General features: G+C 64.3%; 14 protein-coding genes. 6 read left to right on the top strand and 8 right to left on the bottom strand.

Annotated elements, in window-relative coordinates:
* Positions 1-212: 212 nt before the first annotated feature.
* From U5S82_02805 to U5S82_02780, 6 genes are all read right to left on the bottom strand, one after another.
* Positions 213-767 (bottom strand): hypothetical protein, encoded by a 555-nt coding sequence (locus U5S82_02805; protein ID MDZ7750600.1) that lies wholly within the window; start codon positions 765-767, stop codon positions 213-215.
* Between the two features lie 75 nt (positions 768-842).
* A complete protein-coding gene (locus U5S82_02800; GenBank protein ID MDZ7750599.1) occupies positions 843-1,055 on the bottom strand; it encodes a type II toxin-antitoxin system HicB family antitoxin in 213 nt (70 codons plus the stop codon).
* Between the two features lie 2 nt (positions 1,056-1,057).
* Positions 1,058-1,309, bottom strand: a complete 252-nt coding sequence (locus U5S82_02795; protein ID MDZ7750598.1) for a type II toxin-antitoxin system HicA family toxin — start codon at positions 1,307-1,309, stop codon at positions 1,058-1,060.
* A gap of 212 nt (positions 1,310-1,521) precedes the next feature.
* Positions 1,522-1,758, bottom strand: coding sequence for a hypothetical protein (locus tag U5S82_02790; GenBank protein MDZ7750597.1), 237 nt, complete (start codon positions 1,756-1,758; stop codon positions 1,522-1,524).
* 11 nt (positions 1,759-1,769) lie between these two features.
* On the bottom strand, positions 1,770-3,011 hold the full coding sequence (locus U5S82_02785) for a ribonucleotide-diphosphate reductase subunit beta (GenBank protein ID MDZ7750596.1): 1,242 nt from the start codon (positions 3,009-3,011) through the stop codon (positions 1,770-1,772).
* Between the two features lie 86 nt (positions 3,012-3,097).
* Positions 3,098-5,950 carry a ribonucleoside-diphosphate reductase subunit alpha gene (locus U5S82_02780; GenBank protein MDZ7750595.1) on the bottom strand — a complete coding sequence of 951 codons (2,853 nt, stop codon included), beginning with the start codon at positions 5,948-5,950 and terminating at the stop codon, positions 3,098-3,100.
* A gap of 672 nt (positions 5,951-6,622) precedes the next feature.
* Here U5S82_02780 and U5S82_02775 point away from each other — a divergent pair.
* Together U5S82_02775 and U5S82_02770 are read left to right on the top strand one after the other, a co-directional pair.
* On the top strand, positions 6,623-6,925 hold the full coding sequence (locus tag U5S82_02775) for a c-type cytochrome (GenBank protein MDZ7750594.1): 303 nt from the start codon (positions 6,623-6,625) through the stop codon (positions 6,923-6,925).
* A gap of 15 nt (positions 6,926-6,940) precedes the next feature.
* The gene (locus U5S82_02770; protein ID MDZ7750593.1) at positions 6,941-8,230 is read left to right on the top strand and encodes an FCSD flavin-binding domain-containing protein; all 1,290 of its coding nucleotides are present in this window, start codon (positions 6,941-6,943) and stop codon (positions 8,228-8,230) included.
* Positions 8,231-8,322: 92 nt separating this feature from the next.
* Here the strand turns inward: U5S82_02770 and U5S82_02765 are convergent, their stop codons facing one another.
* On the bottom strand, positions 8,323-9,081 hold the full coding sequence (locus tag U5S82_02765; GenBank protein ID MDZ7750592.1) for a Crp/Fnr family transcriptional regulator: 759 nt from the start codon (positions 9,079-9,081) through the stop codon (positions 8,323-8,325).
* Positions 9,082-9,244: 163 nt separating this feature from the next.
* On the opposite strand from U5S82_02765, the gene U5S82_02760 reads away from it, so the two are divergent.
* The 4 genes from U5S82_02760 to U5S82_02745 all read left to right on the top strand — a co-directional run bounded on the left by U5S82_02760 (position 9,245) and on the right by U5S82_02745 (position 15,040).
* Complete coding sequence (locus U5S82_02760) at positions 9,245-9,715, top strand: hypothetical protein (GenBank protein MDZ7750591.1); 471 nt, start codon at positions 9,245-9,247, stop codon at positions 9,713-9,715.
* A gap of 99 nt (positions 9,716-9,814) precedes the next feature.
* On the top strand, positions 9,815-13,504 hold the full coding sequence (gene metH / locus U5S82_02755) for a methionine synthase (GenBank protein ID MDZ7750590.1): 3,690 nt from the start codon (positions 9,815-9,817) through the stop codon (positions 13,502-13,504).
* A gap of 415 nt (positions 13,505-13,919) precedes the next feature.
* The gene (locus U5S82_02750; GenBank protein MDZ7750589.1) at positions 13,920-14,051 is read left to right on the top strand and encodes a hypothetical protein; all 132 of its coding nucleotides are present in this window, start codon (positions 13,920-13,922) and stop codon (positions 14,049-14,051) included.
* Positions 14,052-14,074: 23 nt separating this feature from the next.
* Positions 14,075-15,040 (top strand): HPP family protein, encoded by a 966-nt coding sequence (locus U5S82_02745; protein MDZ7750588.1) that lies wholly within the window; start codon positions 14,075-14,077, stop codon positions 15,038-15,040.
* Positions 15,041-15,063: 23 nt separating this feature from the next.
* Here the strand turns inward: U5S82_02745 and U5S82_02740 are convergent, their stop codons facing one another.
* On the bottom strand, positions 15,064-15,906 hold the full coding sequence (locus tag U5S82_02740) for a serine hydrolase (protein ID MDZ7750587.1): 843 nt from the start codon (positions 15,904-15,906) through the stop codon (positions 15,064-15,066).
* Positions 15,907-15,995: the final 89 nt, after the last annotated feature.

Below are 15,995 nucleotides of genomic sequence, written 5' to 3'. Positions count from 1 at the left end.
GGCTGGCCCTGGTGGCTACGGCCCGGCTATTTAGGCACCGCCAAACGAAAGGGGCGGGAACCGCTAAGCCGGACCTACGGGCGTTAGGGCCTGCTCTCTACTCTACCCGGAATTCCTCTCAAAGCACGCCGTGACCCGATAGTGGTTCAAGCAATAAAGAATAGTAAGTCATCCTACCGACAACAATAGACGTACCACTAGAAATATTCAGATTAGAAAGTTACGGTCGGATCTAGATTAACCTGTACGCAGACCAACACTTGTCGCAAGCTCGCGGCAGTATGTAGCAACCTTTGGAATACTTCTGCGAAAATCGGTTGGCGTAAACACTTGAGCAGGTCATCATGCTTTTTTCTGGGGTGACGTAGAGCAGTATGGAGGTCATAGACCCACGTCAGATCGTCCACAATCTGCTTCTGCAGCCCAAAGTAGTTATCTCTAATATCAGCATCAACTGATTCATAATCATCGGGAAAGCGTTCTACGAGCCAGTTTGTATCACGACCTTGACGACCTCCCAACGCGCGCATCACCTGCCAGACAAGATCAACAGCAAGAATTATGGCGACTGCTCGGCTTGGCGATGGGCGAGTTTCGAAATCTTCAATCGCTTCATGGAGCATAATATGGAATGTAGAGAAGCGAGAGGTAAGGTGTTTCAGTTCGGAATTTACCTTCAGTGCTTGTATCTCTTTTTTTGGAACGATATGAGAAGCGAGTTTTTGGCACGCCTTCTCGAAATTCCGCTGGGTTTGCGCCTCGGACATCACAGTTCGCTACTCTTACATAGGGGCGTCGATAATTTTGCTTCGCGAGATTGAACTTGAGCATTCAACGACGGTTTACGCATACATCAACCGTCTCCCCTTCGGCTTAGGAATTGGATCCCCGAACTCCCGCGCAGTATCAATCCAAAGCTGCATCGCCTCCTGCGCATTGGCCAACGCTTCATCAGGTGACTCGCCATGCGCCATACAGCCTGCTAACTCCGGAACATCCGCGATGAAGGCCTGATCCTCTTCGCTCCAGTAGATGATGGTCTCGTACTTGTACATGGTTAATCTCTCGCCAATCGATGTTTAAAGATGACCTCGCGTACCTGCTTTACTTGATAGGGCTTAGCTTTGTTGCCTGCCCGCTGAATATTCACTTTGTCTTCGATGCCTTCGCGGCGATAGACGTGATGGCTGCCGCGAATTCTCTCGTCGAACCCGAGGTGGAGTAGCAGTCCTCTCAAATCGTCAAACCCGATATTGGCGTCAGATGCCCCACGGAGGACGGCGGTCAATGTCTTGTCGTGCTTTCCCATCCGGCCACCATTGGTTCGCGCTGAGTGTACTCAGCGCGCAAGCAAAAAAAACCCCCGACCTCTCGGCCGGGGGGAGTCGGTGGTGCCAGCCGCCGAAAAAACCTTCTCGATCGTTACGTCGCTTCCGTGTTTGGTATGCGCTCGCTTGTCCATGCTCGCTTCGCCCCTGGGGCTCCCGCTCCCCCGTTTATGGTGTGGCTCCTGTAACTCATTCAACCGTGGTGCACCTTGACGCCGTTGTGACGTTCATCCAGGGAGTCCAGCCAGGCCTTGAGGGTGGGGCTCAGGGGCTCGGTGATGAACTGGACGAGGCCGCAGACCGGGCAGTCGAACCACTCCTGGCGGCTGTGCTCGAACTCCTTGACGTGGGTGCTCACCATGGTGGTCTGGCAGCGTTTGCAGTGCATGGGGGCGTTCGCCTCGTCCGTCGTGGGTGTCCAGGTGCTCAATCTTCAGGTGCTCAGTCCCAGGACAGGGTGCCGCCAGTCTGGTACTCGGTGACCCGGGTCTCGAAGAAGTTCTTCTCTTTTTTCAGGTCCATCATCTCGCTCATCCACGGGAAGGGGTTGGAGACGCCGGCGAATTGTTCGGGCAGTCCCACCTGGGCGCAGCGCCGGTTGGCGATGTAGCGCAGGTAGTCGCTGAACATGGCGGCGTTGAGGCCGAGGATGCCGCGGGGCATGGTGTCCACGGCGTAGCGGTATTCCAGCTCCACGGCCTCGTGGACCATGTCGAGGGCCTCCTGCTGGAACTCCGGGGTCCACAGGTGGGGGTTCTCCACCTTGATCTGATTGATGACGTCGATGCCGAAGTTCATGTGCATGGATTCGTCGCGCAGGATGTACTGGAACTGCTCGGCGGTGCCGGTCATCTTGTTGCGCCGCCCCATGGAGAGGATCTGGGTGAAGCCGACGTAGAAGAAGATGCCCTCGAAGATGAGGTAGAAGGCCAGCAGGTCCCGCAGCAGGCGGCGGTCGTTCTCGGGGGTGCCGGTGTGGAAGTTGGGGTCGCCGAGGCTCTGGGTGTACTTGAGGGACCAGGCGGCCTTGTCGTGGACGGCGGGCACTTCGCGGTACATGTTGAACACCTCGGCCTCGTCCATGCCCAGCGACTCCACCACGTACTGGTAGGCGTGGGTGTGCAGGGCCTCCTCGAAGGCCTGGCGCAGCAGGTACTGGCGGCACTCGGGGTTGGTGATGTGGCGGTACACCGCCAGCACCAGGTTGTTGGCCACCAGGGAGTCGGCGGAGGAGAAGAAGCCGAGGTTGCGCTTGATGACAAGGCGCTCGTCCTCGGTGAGGCCGTCCTTGCTCTTCCACAGGGCGATGTCCGCGGACATGTTAATCTCGTTGGGCATCCAGTGGTTGGCGCAGCCGTCCAGGTACTTCTGCCATGCCCACTTGTACTTGAAGGGCACGAGCTGGTTGAGGTCCGCCTTGCAGTTGATCATCTGCTTGTCGTCGACGGTGATGCGCCCGGCGCCCATGGCCACCTGCTCGAGGCCGGTGGCGCCGCCCTCCAGATCCTCGTAGTCGGGGGGTGGCGGCTCGGCCACCGCGGCGCGGGGGGCGATGGGGGTCACCGTGGCGGGGCCGTCGTAGGCGGGTGCCGGCGGCGCGTGGGTGGCCGGGGCCGGTGCGGCGGCGGGCGGCGGGCCCGGCTTTCTGGTCGTGGTGGCGGTGTTGTCTTCCCAGTTCAGCATGTCTCGTTGTCTCCCTCTCTAATCCTGGTGGCTTATGGGGTGGCTCATTCGGGTGGGGCTTGGGCCGTTCGCGCGCAGGCGCGCTGCTACTGGCAGGCCTCGCAATCGGGGTCGTCGATGGCGCAGGCCTTGGGGGCCTCGGTGCCGGGGTTCTTGACGGCGTTCAGGGTGCCGGTGTTCACCGTGGACTTCTCGGCGCTGGTGGCCCCCAGGCTGCGCAGGTAGTAGGTGGTCTTGAGGCCGCGCCGCCACGCCAGGGTGTAGAGGTCGTGGAGGCGCTTGCCGGAGGGCTCGGCCATGTAGAGGTTGAGGCTCTGGGCCTGGTCCAGCCATTTCTGGCGCCGCGAGGCGGCCTCCACCAGCCACGCGGGATCCACCTCGAAGGCGGTGGCATAGAGGGCCTTGAGTTCCGCCGGCACGCGGTCGATGGCGGCCACGGAGCCGTCGTAGTACTTGAGGTCGTTGACCATCACGTCGTCCCACAGGCCGCGGGCCTTGAGGTCGCGCACCATGTCGGGGTTGACCACCGTGAACTCCCCCGACAGGTTCGATTTGACGAACAGGTTCTGGTAGGTGGGCTCGATGGACTGGCTGACGCCGCAGATGTTGGAGATGGTGGCGGTGGGGGCGATGGCCATGCAGTTGGAGTTGCGCATGCCCACGGTGGTGACCCGGGCCCGCAGGGCGTCCCAGTCCAGGTTGGCGGCGTCGTCCACCTCCAGGTGCTCGCCGCGCTCGGCGGCGAGGATCTTGAGGGAGTCCAGGGGCAGGATCCCCTGGCTCCACAGGCTGCCCTCGAAGGTGGAGTAGGTGCCGCGCTCCTCGGCCAGCTCGGTGGAGGCGCCGATGGCGTAGTAGGCCACCGCCTCCATGGAATGGTCGGCGAACTCCACCGCGGCCTCGCTGGCGTAGGCGATGCGCTGCTTATAGAGGGCATCCTGGAAGCCCATGATGCCGAGGCCTACGGGGCGGTGGCGCAGGTTGGACTGGCGCGCCTGGGGCACCGAGTACCAGTTGATGTCGATGACGTTGTCCAGCATGCGCATGGCGGTGGATACGGTGCGCTGGAGCTTGGCCATGTCCAGCCCGTTCTCGTCCACGTGGGCCGCCAGGTTGACGGAGCCCAGGTTGCATACGGCGATCTCCTTGTCGGAGGTGTTCAGCGTGATCTCCGTGCACAGGTTGGAGCTGTGCACCACGCCCGTGTGCTGCTGGGGGCTGCGCAGATTGCAGGGGTCCTTGAAGGTGATCCAGGGGTGGCCCGTTTCGTAGAGCAGCCCCAGCATCTTGCGCCACAGGGTGAGGGCCGGAAGCTGCTTGAAGTTGGCGATCTCGCCGCGTTCGGCGGCGGCCTCGTAGGCGGAGTAGCGCTCCTCGAAGGCGCGACCGGTGAGGTCGTGCAGATCCGGGCACTCGTCGGGGGAGAACAGGGTCCACTGGCCCTCGGCCATCACCCGCTTCATGAACAGGTCGGGGATCCAGTTGGCGGTGTTCATGTCGTGGGTGCGGCGGCGCTCGTCGCCGGTGTTCTTGCGCAGCTCCAGGAACTCTTCGATGTCCAGGTGCCAGGTCTCCAGGTAGGCGCACACCGCGCCCTTGCGCTTGCCGCCCTGGTTCACCGCCACCGCGGTGTCGTTGGCCACCTTGAGGAAGGGCACCACGCCCTGGCTCTTGCCGTTGGTGCCCTTGATGTAGGAGCCCATGGCGCGCACCCGGGTCCAGTCGTTGCCCAGCCCGCCGGCGAATTTGGACAGCAGGGCGTTGTCCTTGACGGCGCCGAAGATGCCGTCCAGGTGGTCGGGCACGGTGGTGAGGTAGCAGGACGACAGCTGCGGCCGCAGGGTGCCGGCGTTGAACAGGGTGGGCGTGGAGCTCATGAAGTCGAAGGACGACAGCAGGTTGTAGAACTCGATGGCCCGCGCCTCGCGGTCGATCTCGGCACTGGCCAGCCCCATGGCCACGCGCATGAAGAAGGCCTGGGGCAGCTCGAAGCGCACCTGGTCCTTGTGGATGAAGTAGCGGTCGTAGAGGGTCTGGAAGCCGAGGTAGGTGAACTTGAGGTCGCGCCCGGCGTCGATGGCCCGCCCCAGCACTTCGAGGTCGAACCTGGCGAGCTCGGGATGGATGAGCTCCAGCTCGATGCCCTTATGGATGTAGTCGGCGAAGTACTCGGGGTAGCGCTCGGCCATCTGGGCGGCATTGGCGCCGATGACACCGCCGTAGACGAAGCGCAGGGCCTCGCTGCGCAGCTGGTTCAGGAGCAGGCGGGCGGCCACGTAGCTGTAGTTGGGTTCCTTCTCCACCAGGGTGCGGGCGCTCATCACCAGGGCGGTGGCGAGGTCCTTCTCGGTGACGCCGTCGAACAGGTTCTTGACGGTGTCGGTGACGATGTCCGTGGACGTGACGTTGTCCACCCCCTCGCAGGCTTCGGCCACCAGCCCCTCCAGCACCGACGGGTTGAGGGGACGGGTGGTGCCGTCCTCCAGGGTGACGTTGATCACCGTCTCCTCGGTCGCCGTGGCCGCGGCGCGCTCGCGGGCCCGCTCGGCGCGGTAGATGACGTAGGCGCGGGCCACCTTGTGCTCGCCGCTGCGCATGAGGGCCAGCTCCACCTGGTCCTGGATGTCCTCGATATGCACGGTGCCGCCGCCGGGCAGGCGCCGGGTGACGGCTTCCTCCACGTCGGTCGTGAGGGCCTGCACCTTCTCGTGGATGCGCGATGAGGCCGCGGCGCTGGCGCCCTCCACGGCCAGGAAGGCCTTGGTCATGGCCACGGCGATCTTGGAGGGGTCGAAGCCCGTGATCTTGCCGTTGCGACGGATCACCTTGTGGGCGCCGGGGGCGGTGGCGGCCACTTCCATGGAACCGGTGTTGGGGCTGGCGGCGGCTTCGGGTGCGGCGGTGTGCTGAGCGGCAACGGCGGCGGTGTCTACGTGCATGGTAGCGGGGGTCCTCCCTTCTTTGAACGGTCTGCCCCTGTGGGCGGGGCGGGGTGGCCATCGTCTGGCGCGACGGCGTTTTCGCATAGTCTAGGACACAAGTGACGGTAGTCAAGAGGATTGTGGACCACAAGATATTGTGTTTGGAACCATGGAACCGGTGCGCAGGGGGTGATCTTCCTGGGGATGGATCTGTGCACAACCCGCGGAACCCGTTTGGTGTCAGGGGCTTGCGTGGCCGTTGCCGGCAGGTGCCAGGGTTGTGGATAGATGCCGATGGCCGGGGCGGTTCCGGTTCCCCTCGCCGCCGCGGGTGGCAGCCACCCTGGATTAATTGATGCCCTTCCCCCTTCGGACCGCCCTGCGGGCGTTCAACGCTCCGCTTTTGTCCGGCTTGCACCGGAATGACGAGGCAGGGAATCGCAAGAAATTAGCAATTAAGAATATAACTCATTGTTTTATAATGTGGACATGCCGCTATATGCCATTACACTTGGCACTGAGCATCACGGATGCCAGGGATCGTCGGGCTTCGATGGAGCCGGTCGAAACAGGCCTACTAAACCAACGCGGTTCGGCGATACCCGATGGTGCCGATCCATGCCATCCCCGAAAGAGTTCCAAGCCATGGGGCTCACGGGAAATCAAGAAAATTTTTGAGGAGTCGTATCTATGACAAGAACAAGTCTCTTGTCCGCGCTGTTTGTCGCGGGATTAGCCGTCGGCACGAATGCCGCTGCGGCGGATGCCAGTGGCCAGATGATTGCCGCCCAGTGCAATGGCTGCCACGGGTTCGAAGGTAAGAGCGTGGGCGATGTCTCGTCCCTCCACGGCCGCTCGGCGGCGCTCATGTCCAAGGCCATGATGGATTTCAAATCCGATACCCGCCAGGCCACCATCATGAATCGCATCGCCAAGGGTTATTCCGACGCTGAAATCAAGAATCTCGCCGACTACTACGCGAGCCTGAAGTAAGGAGGAGAGGGACATATGACTATCAAGAGAAGACAGTTCATCAAGGCAGCGGGCGCCGTCGGTGCCGCCACCGGCCTCTCCCTGTCCGGCCTGCGGTTCGCCAATGCCGGCAGCGGCAAGCACGTGGTGGTGGTGGGCGGCGGCGCGGGTGGTGCCACCTGCGCCAAGTACATCCGCCACTTCGATCCCAGCGTCGAGGTTACGGTCATCGAGCCCAAGACCGAGTTTGCCACCTGTTTCATGAGCAACTGGGTCATCGCTGGTTTCAAGGAGCAGAACTGGATCACCCATGGCTACGGTGACTGGTCCAGGAAGCACGGCATTAAGGTCATCCATGACCTGGTGGTGGACATCGACGCCGCCAAGCAGACGGTCATCTGCAAGAGCGGCCAAGTCGTCAATTACGATCGCTGCGTGGTGTCCCCGGGTGTGGACATGAAGTACGACACCATCGATGGTTACAGCGAGGCCGCCAGTCACCTGGTGCCCCATGCCTGGCATGCCGGTCCTCAGACCACGGTGTTGCGGAAGCAGTTGGAGGCCATGCCCGATGGCGGCCTGTTCGTCATGGCGGCGCCGCCCAATCCCTTCCGCTGCCCGCCCGGGCCCTACGAGCGCGCGAGCCTGGTGGCCCATTACTTCAAGCAGCACAAGCCCAGGTCCAAGGTCCTCATCCTCGATTCCAAGGACGCGTTCTCCAAGCAGGGGCTGTTCACCGCGGGCTGGAAACAGCACTACGGCTTCGGTACCGATGACAGCATGATCGAGTGGCGCTCCAAGGCCAACGACGGCACGGTGCAGGCGGTGAATGCCGACAACCGCACCGCCATGACCACGTTCGACGAGATCAAGGCCGACGTGCTGAACGTGATCCCGGCCCAGACCGCGGGCCATATCGCCTACAAGGCCGGCCTTACCGACGCCTCCGGCTGGTGCCCGGTGAACCACATGACGTGGGAATCGAAGATGCACAAGAACGTGCACGTCATCGGCGATGCGGCCATCGCATCACCCCTGCCCAAGTCCGGCTATGCCGCCAACTCCGAGGGCAAGGTATGCGCCGCCGCGGTGGTGGCCATGCTCAAGGGCAACGATGTACCCACCCCCTCCTGGGTCAACACGTGTTACAGCCTGGTGACGCCGGACCACGGCGTCTCGGTGGCCATGGTGTATGACGCCAAGGACGGCAAGGTCTCCAAGGTCAAGGGCTCCGGCGGCCTGACGCCCGTGGGCGGCGCCTATGGCCTCGAGGCCGTGTACGCCGAGAGCTGGTACCTCAACATCGTTGACGACATGTTTGGCTGATAATAAGAAACGAAGTACCCGGGGCCCTGCGGGGCCCCAAACCTTATGAGGCCCGGGGCACCGCCCCGGGTTTTTGTTTATCTGGGACGGGCTTACAGCAGGGGCTGCGGCTGAGCCGCGAACACGGTCTCGTCGAAGCCGGTCATGGCGACCAGGGCATCGCGGTCCTTGATATTGAGGCGTCCGGAGCGGAACTCCAGCAACCCGTCCTCGCGCAGGGTGCGCAGGGTGCGGCTGACATGGATGGAGGTCAGTCCCAGGGTGTCCGCGATATGCTCTTGGGTCAGGGGCACCAGGACGGGAGCGTCGGCGGGGGTCTCGTGCCGCGCCCGCACTCGCACGTCCAGCTCCAGCAGCAGGTGCGCGATGCGTTCCCGGGCCGGCCGCCGGCCGATGCTGGTCATGTGCTCGATGGCCAGGTTTTCCTGCCGCCGGCATAGCCAGCTGAACTGGCGTGACAGCTCGGGATAGGCCGCGAGCATGTTGCCCAGACTGTCGAGGGGGAAGGTGCACAGGGTCACGGGTGACAGGGCCTCGGCCGAGTAGGAGATGACGCCGCTGTCGTAGGGGTGGAAGCCCAGGAAATCGCCAGGCAGCACGAAACCGATGATCTGGCGGCGCCCGTCCTCCAGGGTTTTGTAGCGCATCACCCAGCCCTCGAAGAGGGTGTAGGCGGCTTCCACCCTGGCCCCTTCCCGGAAGATGATGGTGCCGGGATACATATGCTCCTGGCCCTTGCGGATCTCCCTGACGGTGAGGAGCTGCTCCCGGGACAGTTCCCGGAACAGCGCGAGCCGGCGTACGGGACACACCTCGCAATCCACGGGATCTTCACGAAAAGTGTGGGGCATGGCGACCTACCTGGCGTTGTTCCGAGCGTATGACTTTGAACACAGCTGCAGAACTTAATCAACCGCTAGTTAACCGGGGTTAAGGCCGGTCGTCGGCTCCGACGCGCCGGACCGCCACCGGGATTTCACTAATCTCATTAAAAAAAAGTACAATATTCAATCTATGTCCACTAGCACTATCCGCGCAGGAGATGATCCCGGTCAGGATGCCGGCCCCTTTCTGCAGGCCTTCGACGGTCAGTTCACGGCCACGCTGCGGTGGCCGCAGTTCGATGCCCTGTGGGCCCGACTGCGCGACGATGCCGCCGGCGGCTGGTACGCCTACGCGGTGGGCGAGCCTCCCCCGGCGGCACCCCTGGCGGCCGCCGATCTGGAAGCCCTGCTCGGCGAGCTTGAAGGGTTGCTGCGCCGCGAGCATCAGGAAGATTACTGCGGCATCGTGTATGCTGACCATCTTCAGTCGCCGAGTTTTGTTAAGATATACGACCCCAACAACCTCGGTTCGGTCTGTGGGTCCAGTGGAGTCCGCACGCTGCCGGGCTGGATCCTGTCCAAGCTGCCACCGGTAGACCTCCAGGCCATCACGCCGCCGGCGGGCCGCCGGCGCTGGTGGCGTCGCTTCATCCGCGCCTGACGCCGCCCAGCCGTATCGCGCACCGTTTTCGGGTCGCCCGCTTAGCCGCATCACACCGGCGACCGAACCGAATCATCCCAAAAAATAGAGAGTGGAACATTGCGAAACAAAGAGAGCAAAGACACCATCACGTCCCTTCTCCGTGACCGCATCCTGGTCCTCGACGGCGCCATGGGCACCATGATCCAGCGCCACAAGCTGGGGGAGGACGATTATCGCGGCGAACGCTTCGCCGACTGGCCCACCAACCTCAAGGGCAACAACGATTTGCTGTCCCTGACCCAGCCCGACATCATCCGCGGCATCCACGAGGAATACCTGGCCGCAGGCGCGGACATCATCGAGACCAACAGCTTCAGCGCCACCACCATCGCCATGGCCGACTACGGCATGGAGTCCCTGGCCTACGAGCTCAACGTGGAGTCGGCGCGTCTCGCCCGCCAGGCGGCGGACAAGTACACCACGCCGGACAAGCCACGCTTCGTCACCGGCGTGCTCGGCCCCACCAACCGCACCGCCAGCATGTCCCGTGACGTCGAAGATCCCGGCGCCCGCAGCACCACCTTTCACGAACTCGCCGAGGCCTACGCCGAGGCGGTCCGGGGGCTCATCGAGGGCGGCGCCGACCTGCTGCTCATCGAGACCATCTTCGACACCTTGAACGCCAAGGCGGCGGTGTTCGCCTGCGAGCAGGTATTCGAGGAGCTGGATCTGCGCCTGCCGCTGCAGATCTCGGGCACCATCACCGACGACTCCGGCCGTACCCTCACCGGCCAGACCACCGAGGCCTTCTACAACAGCCTGGCTCACGCCGAGCCCCTGTCCATCGGCCTCAACTGCGCCCTGGGCCCCGACAAGCTGCGCCAGTACGTGGAGGAGATGTCTCGAGTATCGCGCTTCTTCGTGTCCGCTCATCCCAACGCCGGACTGCCCAACGAGTTCGGCGAGTACGACATGGACGGCGCCAGCATGGCGGAGCACATCGCCGAGTGGGCCGAGCGGGGATTCCTGAACATCGTGGGCGGCTGCTGCGGCACCACCCCCGAGCACATTCAGGCCATCGCCGAGGCGGTGGCCGGCAAGGCCCCGCGCCGGCTCCCGGAACGCCCGCAGGTGTGCCGCCTGTCGGGCAACGAGCCCCTCAACATCGAGCCGGAACTCAACTTCGTCAACGTGGGCGAGCGCGCCAACGTCACGGGCTCGGCCAAATTCAAGCGTCTCATTCTCGAGGAACGCTTCGAGGAGGCCCTGGATGTCTGCCGCTCCCAGGTCGAGAACGGCGCCCAGGTGGTGGATGTCAACATGGACGAGGGCATGCTGGACGGCGTGGAGGCCATGCGGCGTTTCCTCAATCTCATGGCCTCCGAGCCCGAGATCACCCGTGTGCCTTTCATGATCGACTCCTCCAAGTGGGAGATCATCGAGACGGGCCTGCAGTGCGTGCAGGGCAAGCCCATCGTCAACTCCATCTCCCTCAAGGAGGGGGAGGAGGCCTTCGTGGAGCGGGCCCGCCTGTGCCGGCGCTACGGCGCGGCCATCGTGGTCATGGCCTTCGACGAGGCGGGCCAGGCGGACAGCCTGGAACGGCGTAAGGAGATCTGCGGGCGGGCCTACAAGCTGCTGACGGAGCAGGCCGACTTTCCGCCCGAGGACATCATCTTCGACCCCAATATTCTCACCGTGGCCACCGGCATGGAGGAGCATAACAACTACGGGGTGGACTTCATCGCGGCGACCCGCTGGATCAAGGAGAACCTGCCGCATGCCCTGGTGTCCGGCGGCGTGTCCAACGTGTCGTTCTCCTTCCGCGGCAACAACCCGGTGCGCGAGGCCATCCATTCCGTGTTCCTATACCACGCCATCAAGGCGGGCATGGACATGGGTATCGTCAACGCCGCCCAGCTCGGGGTCTACGACGAGGTGCCCGAGGAACTGCGTAATGCCGTGGAGGACGTGATCCTCAACCGCAGCCCCGAGGCTACCGAGCGCCTCATCGACCTGGCGCCCCAGTACAAGGGTGACGGCTCGGTGGTGGAGAGCAAGACGGACACGGCATGGCGCGATCAGCCGGTGAATGAACGCCTCAAGCATGCCCTCATCAAGGGCATCACCGAATACATCGACGAGGATACCGAGGAGGCCCGGGCCCAGGCCGAGCGCCCGTTGCACGTCATCGAGGGCCCCTTGATGGATGGCATGAACGTCGTCGGGGATCTGTTCGGCGACGGTAAGATGTTCCTGCCCCAGGTGGTGAAGTCGGCACGGGTGATGAAGAAGTCCGTGGCCTATCTGGAGCCCTTCCTGGAGGCCGAGAAGGCGGACGTGGCGGCGGAGCCCAAGGGCAAGATCCTGCTGGCCACCGTCAAGGGGGACGTGCATGACATCGGCAAGAACATCGTCGGCGTGGTGCTCCAGTGCAATAACTACGACGTGGTGGACATGGGGGTGATGCAGCCCTGCGACGACATTCTCGCCAAGGCCAAGGAGGAAAAGGCGAACATCATCGGCCTGTCGGGGCTCATCACGCCTTCCCTGGACGAGATGGTGCACGTGGCCGGCGAGATGCAGCGCCACGGCTTCACCATCCCCCTGCTCATCGGCGGCGCCACCACCTCCAAGGCCCACACGGCGGTGAAGATCGAGCCCCAGTACGAGGGCCCGGTGGTCTACGTCTCCGATGCCTCCCGGGCCGTCGGGGTGGCCTCCAACCTGCTCTCCAAGACGGCCCGCGACGCCTACGTCGAGAACGTGCGCGCCGACTACGCCGGGGTGCGGGAGCGCCGTGCCGGCAAGAACGAGCAGGCCAAACTCATCCCCCTGGAGGAGGCGCGCGCCAACGCCCCACCCCTGGATTGGGCGGCCTACACGCCCCCCGTCCCGGCCGCCCCGGGGCCCCACGTGCTGAAGGACATTCCGCTGGCGGAGCTGGTGCCCTATATCGACTGGACCTTCTTCTTCCACTCCTGGCAGTTGCGGGGCAAGTTCCCGGGGATCCTCGACGATCCGGAGAAGGGCGAGGAGGCGCGCAAGCTCTATGACGATGCCAAGACCATGCTCCACGACCTCATCGAGGGCCAGTGGCTCAGGGCCGCCGCCGTGGTGGGCATCTGGCCCGCCAATGCCAGCGGCGACGACGTCCTGGTGTATGGCGACGAGGAACGGGGCCAGGTCATCGCCACCTTCCATAACCTGCGCCAGCAGAGCCGCCAGGCGGAGGGCCGCTACAACGAGAGTCTGGCCGACTTCGTGGCCCCGGTGGACAGCGGCAAGGCCGACTACATCGGCGCCTTCGCCTGTACCGCCGGCATCGGCATCGACGAGCACCAGCAGCGCTTCGAGGCCGACCACGACGACTACAGCGCCATCATGCTCAAGGCCCTGGCGGATCGTCTGGCCGAGGCCCTGACGGAATGGCTCCACGCCCGCACGCGCCGCGAGTGGTGGGGCTACGCGGCGGACGAGGGCCTGGACAACCAGGACCTCATCGCGGAGAAGTACCAGGGGATCCGCCCGGCCCTGGGCTATCCGGCGTGCCCCGAGCACACCGAGAAGGACACCCTGTGGGAACTGCTGGATGCCCGGGAGCAAACGGGGATCTGGCTCACCGAGAGCAAGGCCATGGTCCCCACGGCGGCGGTGTCGGGGCTCTACTTCTCCCATCCCGAGTCCCACTATTTCGGCATCGGCAAGATCGACCGCGACCAGGTGGAGGACTATGCCCGGCGCAAGGGCATGTCGGTCAAGGAAGTGGAGCGCTGGCTGGGGCAGAACCTCGCCTATGATCCCTGATGGGGATGGCCCGCGGGGGGCTGTCGGTTTTGTTTACACCGCGTCGTCGCCTGCCGGGAGCGGGCCGGCGCCTCCCCGGGGCCTGGGTTCCCGCACCCGATGCGCGCGCTGTGACGGGGGCCGCGGCCGTCTTGCGGACTTGTGGTCACCTTTTCTCCCGTACTTGGTTTCACGGGCCTCCGACGGCCTTATACGGGCGGGCTGCGGAGTGTCGGAATTACTGACAGGGGTGGCCATCATCGGTGGGCGGGACCTTATGGCACAACGGCTGCGGCGGTCTGGCGCGCCCCTTGCATTGATCAAGGTGCGGCAGTCGTTTATCTTGCCGCGCTTTGCGGCGGCGCACGAAGTCGGCGGGCCGCCGGTTAAAGGGACATCGGCAGACTGCCGATGATCCTGACAGGAGGCATCTGACATGCTGAACGCCATCCTTCGATACATTCACGAATACTGGCTCAACCAGCGCCGGCAGGCGTTGTGGGACGAATGGCTGGACGAGGGCTGCATCCCGGTACGCCGCATCCCGCATCCGCCCCATCGGACATAAAGGTCGCCTGTGGCGGTCGTCGCATGAGTGTCACCCGGTGGTTCAACAGCTATCTGGGTCTCACCGACAGCTCGGTGGGCCATGGCGAGCGGTTGATATCCGGGCTCGGTGGTCTCTGCGGCATCGTCGGCGTGATGGTCATCTCGGCGTGGTGGCTGGACGGCGCCGCCGCCATGCTCATCATGGGATCCATGGGCTCCTCGGCGGTGCTGCTGTTCGCGGTGCCCCACGGCCCCCTGTCCCAGCCCTGGCCCCTGGTGGGGGGGCACATGGTGTCGGCCACCGTGGGCGTGGCCGCCGCCCGCTGGATACCCGATCTGATGCTGGCGGCGGGGCTGGCGGTCGGGGTCTCAATTACCGTCATGTACTACCTGCGCTGCATCCACCCGCCGGGCGGGGCCACGGCCATGATCGCCGTCATCGGCGGCGATGGCATCCATGACCTGGGCTGGCAGTTCGTGTTCACGCCTACGCTGTTGAACAGCCTCGCCATCCTCGCCATCGCACTGGCCTTCAACGCCCCCTTTCCCTGGCGGCGCTACCCACGGGGCCTCGCCCGCCGTAGCGTTCTGCCCGCCAGTACCCGCCCGCGGCACCCGGCGGGGGACATCAGTCATGCCGATCTGGTGTATGCTCTGAGCGAGATGGACACCTTCCTGGACGTGTCCGAGAACGACCTGCTGCGGGTCTACGAACTGGCCACGGAGCACAGCCGCCGTGACGGTATCGACCCCACGGATATCCGCGCGGGGGCGTTCTACAGCAATGGCCGCTATGGCGAGGCGTGGTCGGTGCGGGAGGTCACGGCCGTGGGAGGGGGTGAGGATCCGGCCGAGCGCGCGGTCAGTTTCCGTGTGGTGGCCGGCCACGGCCGGCGCCGGGATGGCGAGGTCGGGGCCGCACAGTTCGCGGCTTGGGCCGCCTATGAAGTGGAACGGGACGAGACCTCATGGCGCCGGGCCGACGGCGCCGGGCCTGGGTCAGGTTGACGATGGGTCGGGTTGACGACGGGTCAGGATGATGAGTCGGACGTCACAGCCTGGGTGGTGGCCTGGAGGGCGGGCTGGCGCTCCAGCCAGCGGCGCAGCCGGTTGGCATCGCCGATGGGGGTGAGGCTGCCCCAGGAGTTGAGGAACACCAGCACCATGGGGCGGTCGCGCAACGTGGCCTGCATCACCAGGCAGCGGCCCGCCTCCTTGATGAACCCCGTCTTGCTCATGCCGATGGGCCAGGCGGGACGGGGCTTGCGCACCAGCAGGTTGGTATTGCGGAAGGTCCGGGTCTTGGCCGCGCCCTGACTGGCCACCTCGAATCGGGCCCGGGTGGTGATGCGCTTGATCTCTGGATAGGCGTAGGCGGCCATGGCCAGGCGCGCCACGTCCCGGGCGGTGGACAGATTGCCGGGGTCGAGGCCCGTGGGGTCGACGAAGGTGGTCTCGGTCATGCCGAGTTCCGCGGCCTTGCGGTTCATGGCCGCCACGAAAGCCTCCGGGCCGTCGGGATAGGTGCGGGCGAGGGCGGCGGCGGCGCGGTTCTCGGAGCCCACCAGGGCGCTGTGCAGGAGTTCATCCCGGGTCAGGCGGGAACCCACGGGGAGCCGGGAGCGGGAGTACTTGAGCCGGTCCTTGTCATCGTCCGTGATTTGAATATATTCGTCGGGGGAAAGGTGGGTGTCGAGTACGACCATGGCGGTCATGAGCTTGGTTATGGAGGCGATAGGCCTTATCTTTTCGGTATTCTTGGCATAGACGTCGGCACCGGTGGTCTGGTCTATGACCAGGGCCACCTCCGATTTGAGACCCGGTCCGCGGTCTGCCGAGACGCCCATGGAAGCGACGCACAGCAGGAGTAACATGATGAAAACCGGCCTGAATGATGCGTCTGAAAGTCGTCGTGGCATGGCGAGTCTCGGGTATCGGGGCTGGCGGCCGGTGCGGCCTTTGT

The sequence above is a fragment of the Gammaproteobacteria bacterium genome (assembly GCA_034522055.1).
Taxonomy (GTDB): domain Bacteria; phylum Pseudomonadota; class Gammaproteobacteria; order JAABTG01; family JAABTG01; genus JAABTG01.
The sequence above is the reverse complement of the archived record's forward strand: the minus strand, read 5'-3'. Positions and strand labels throughout refer to the sequence as shown.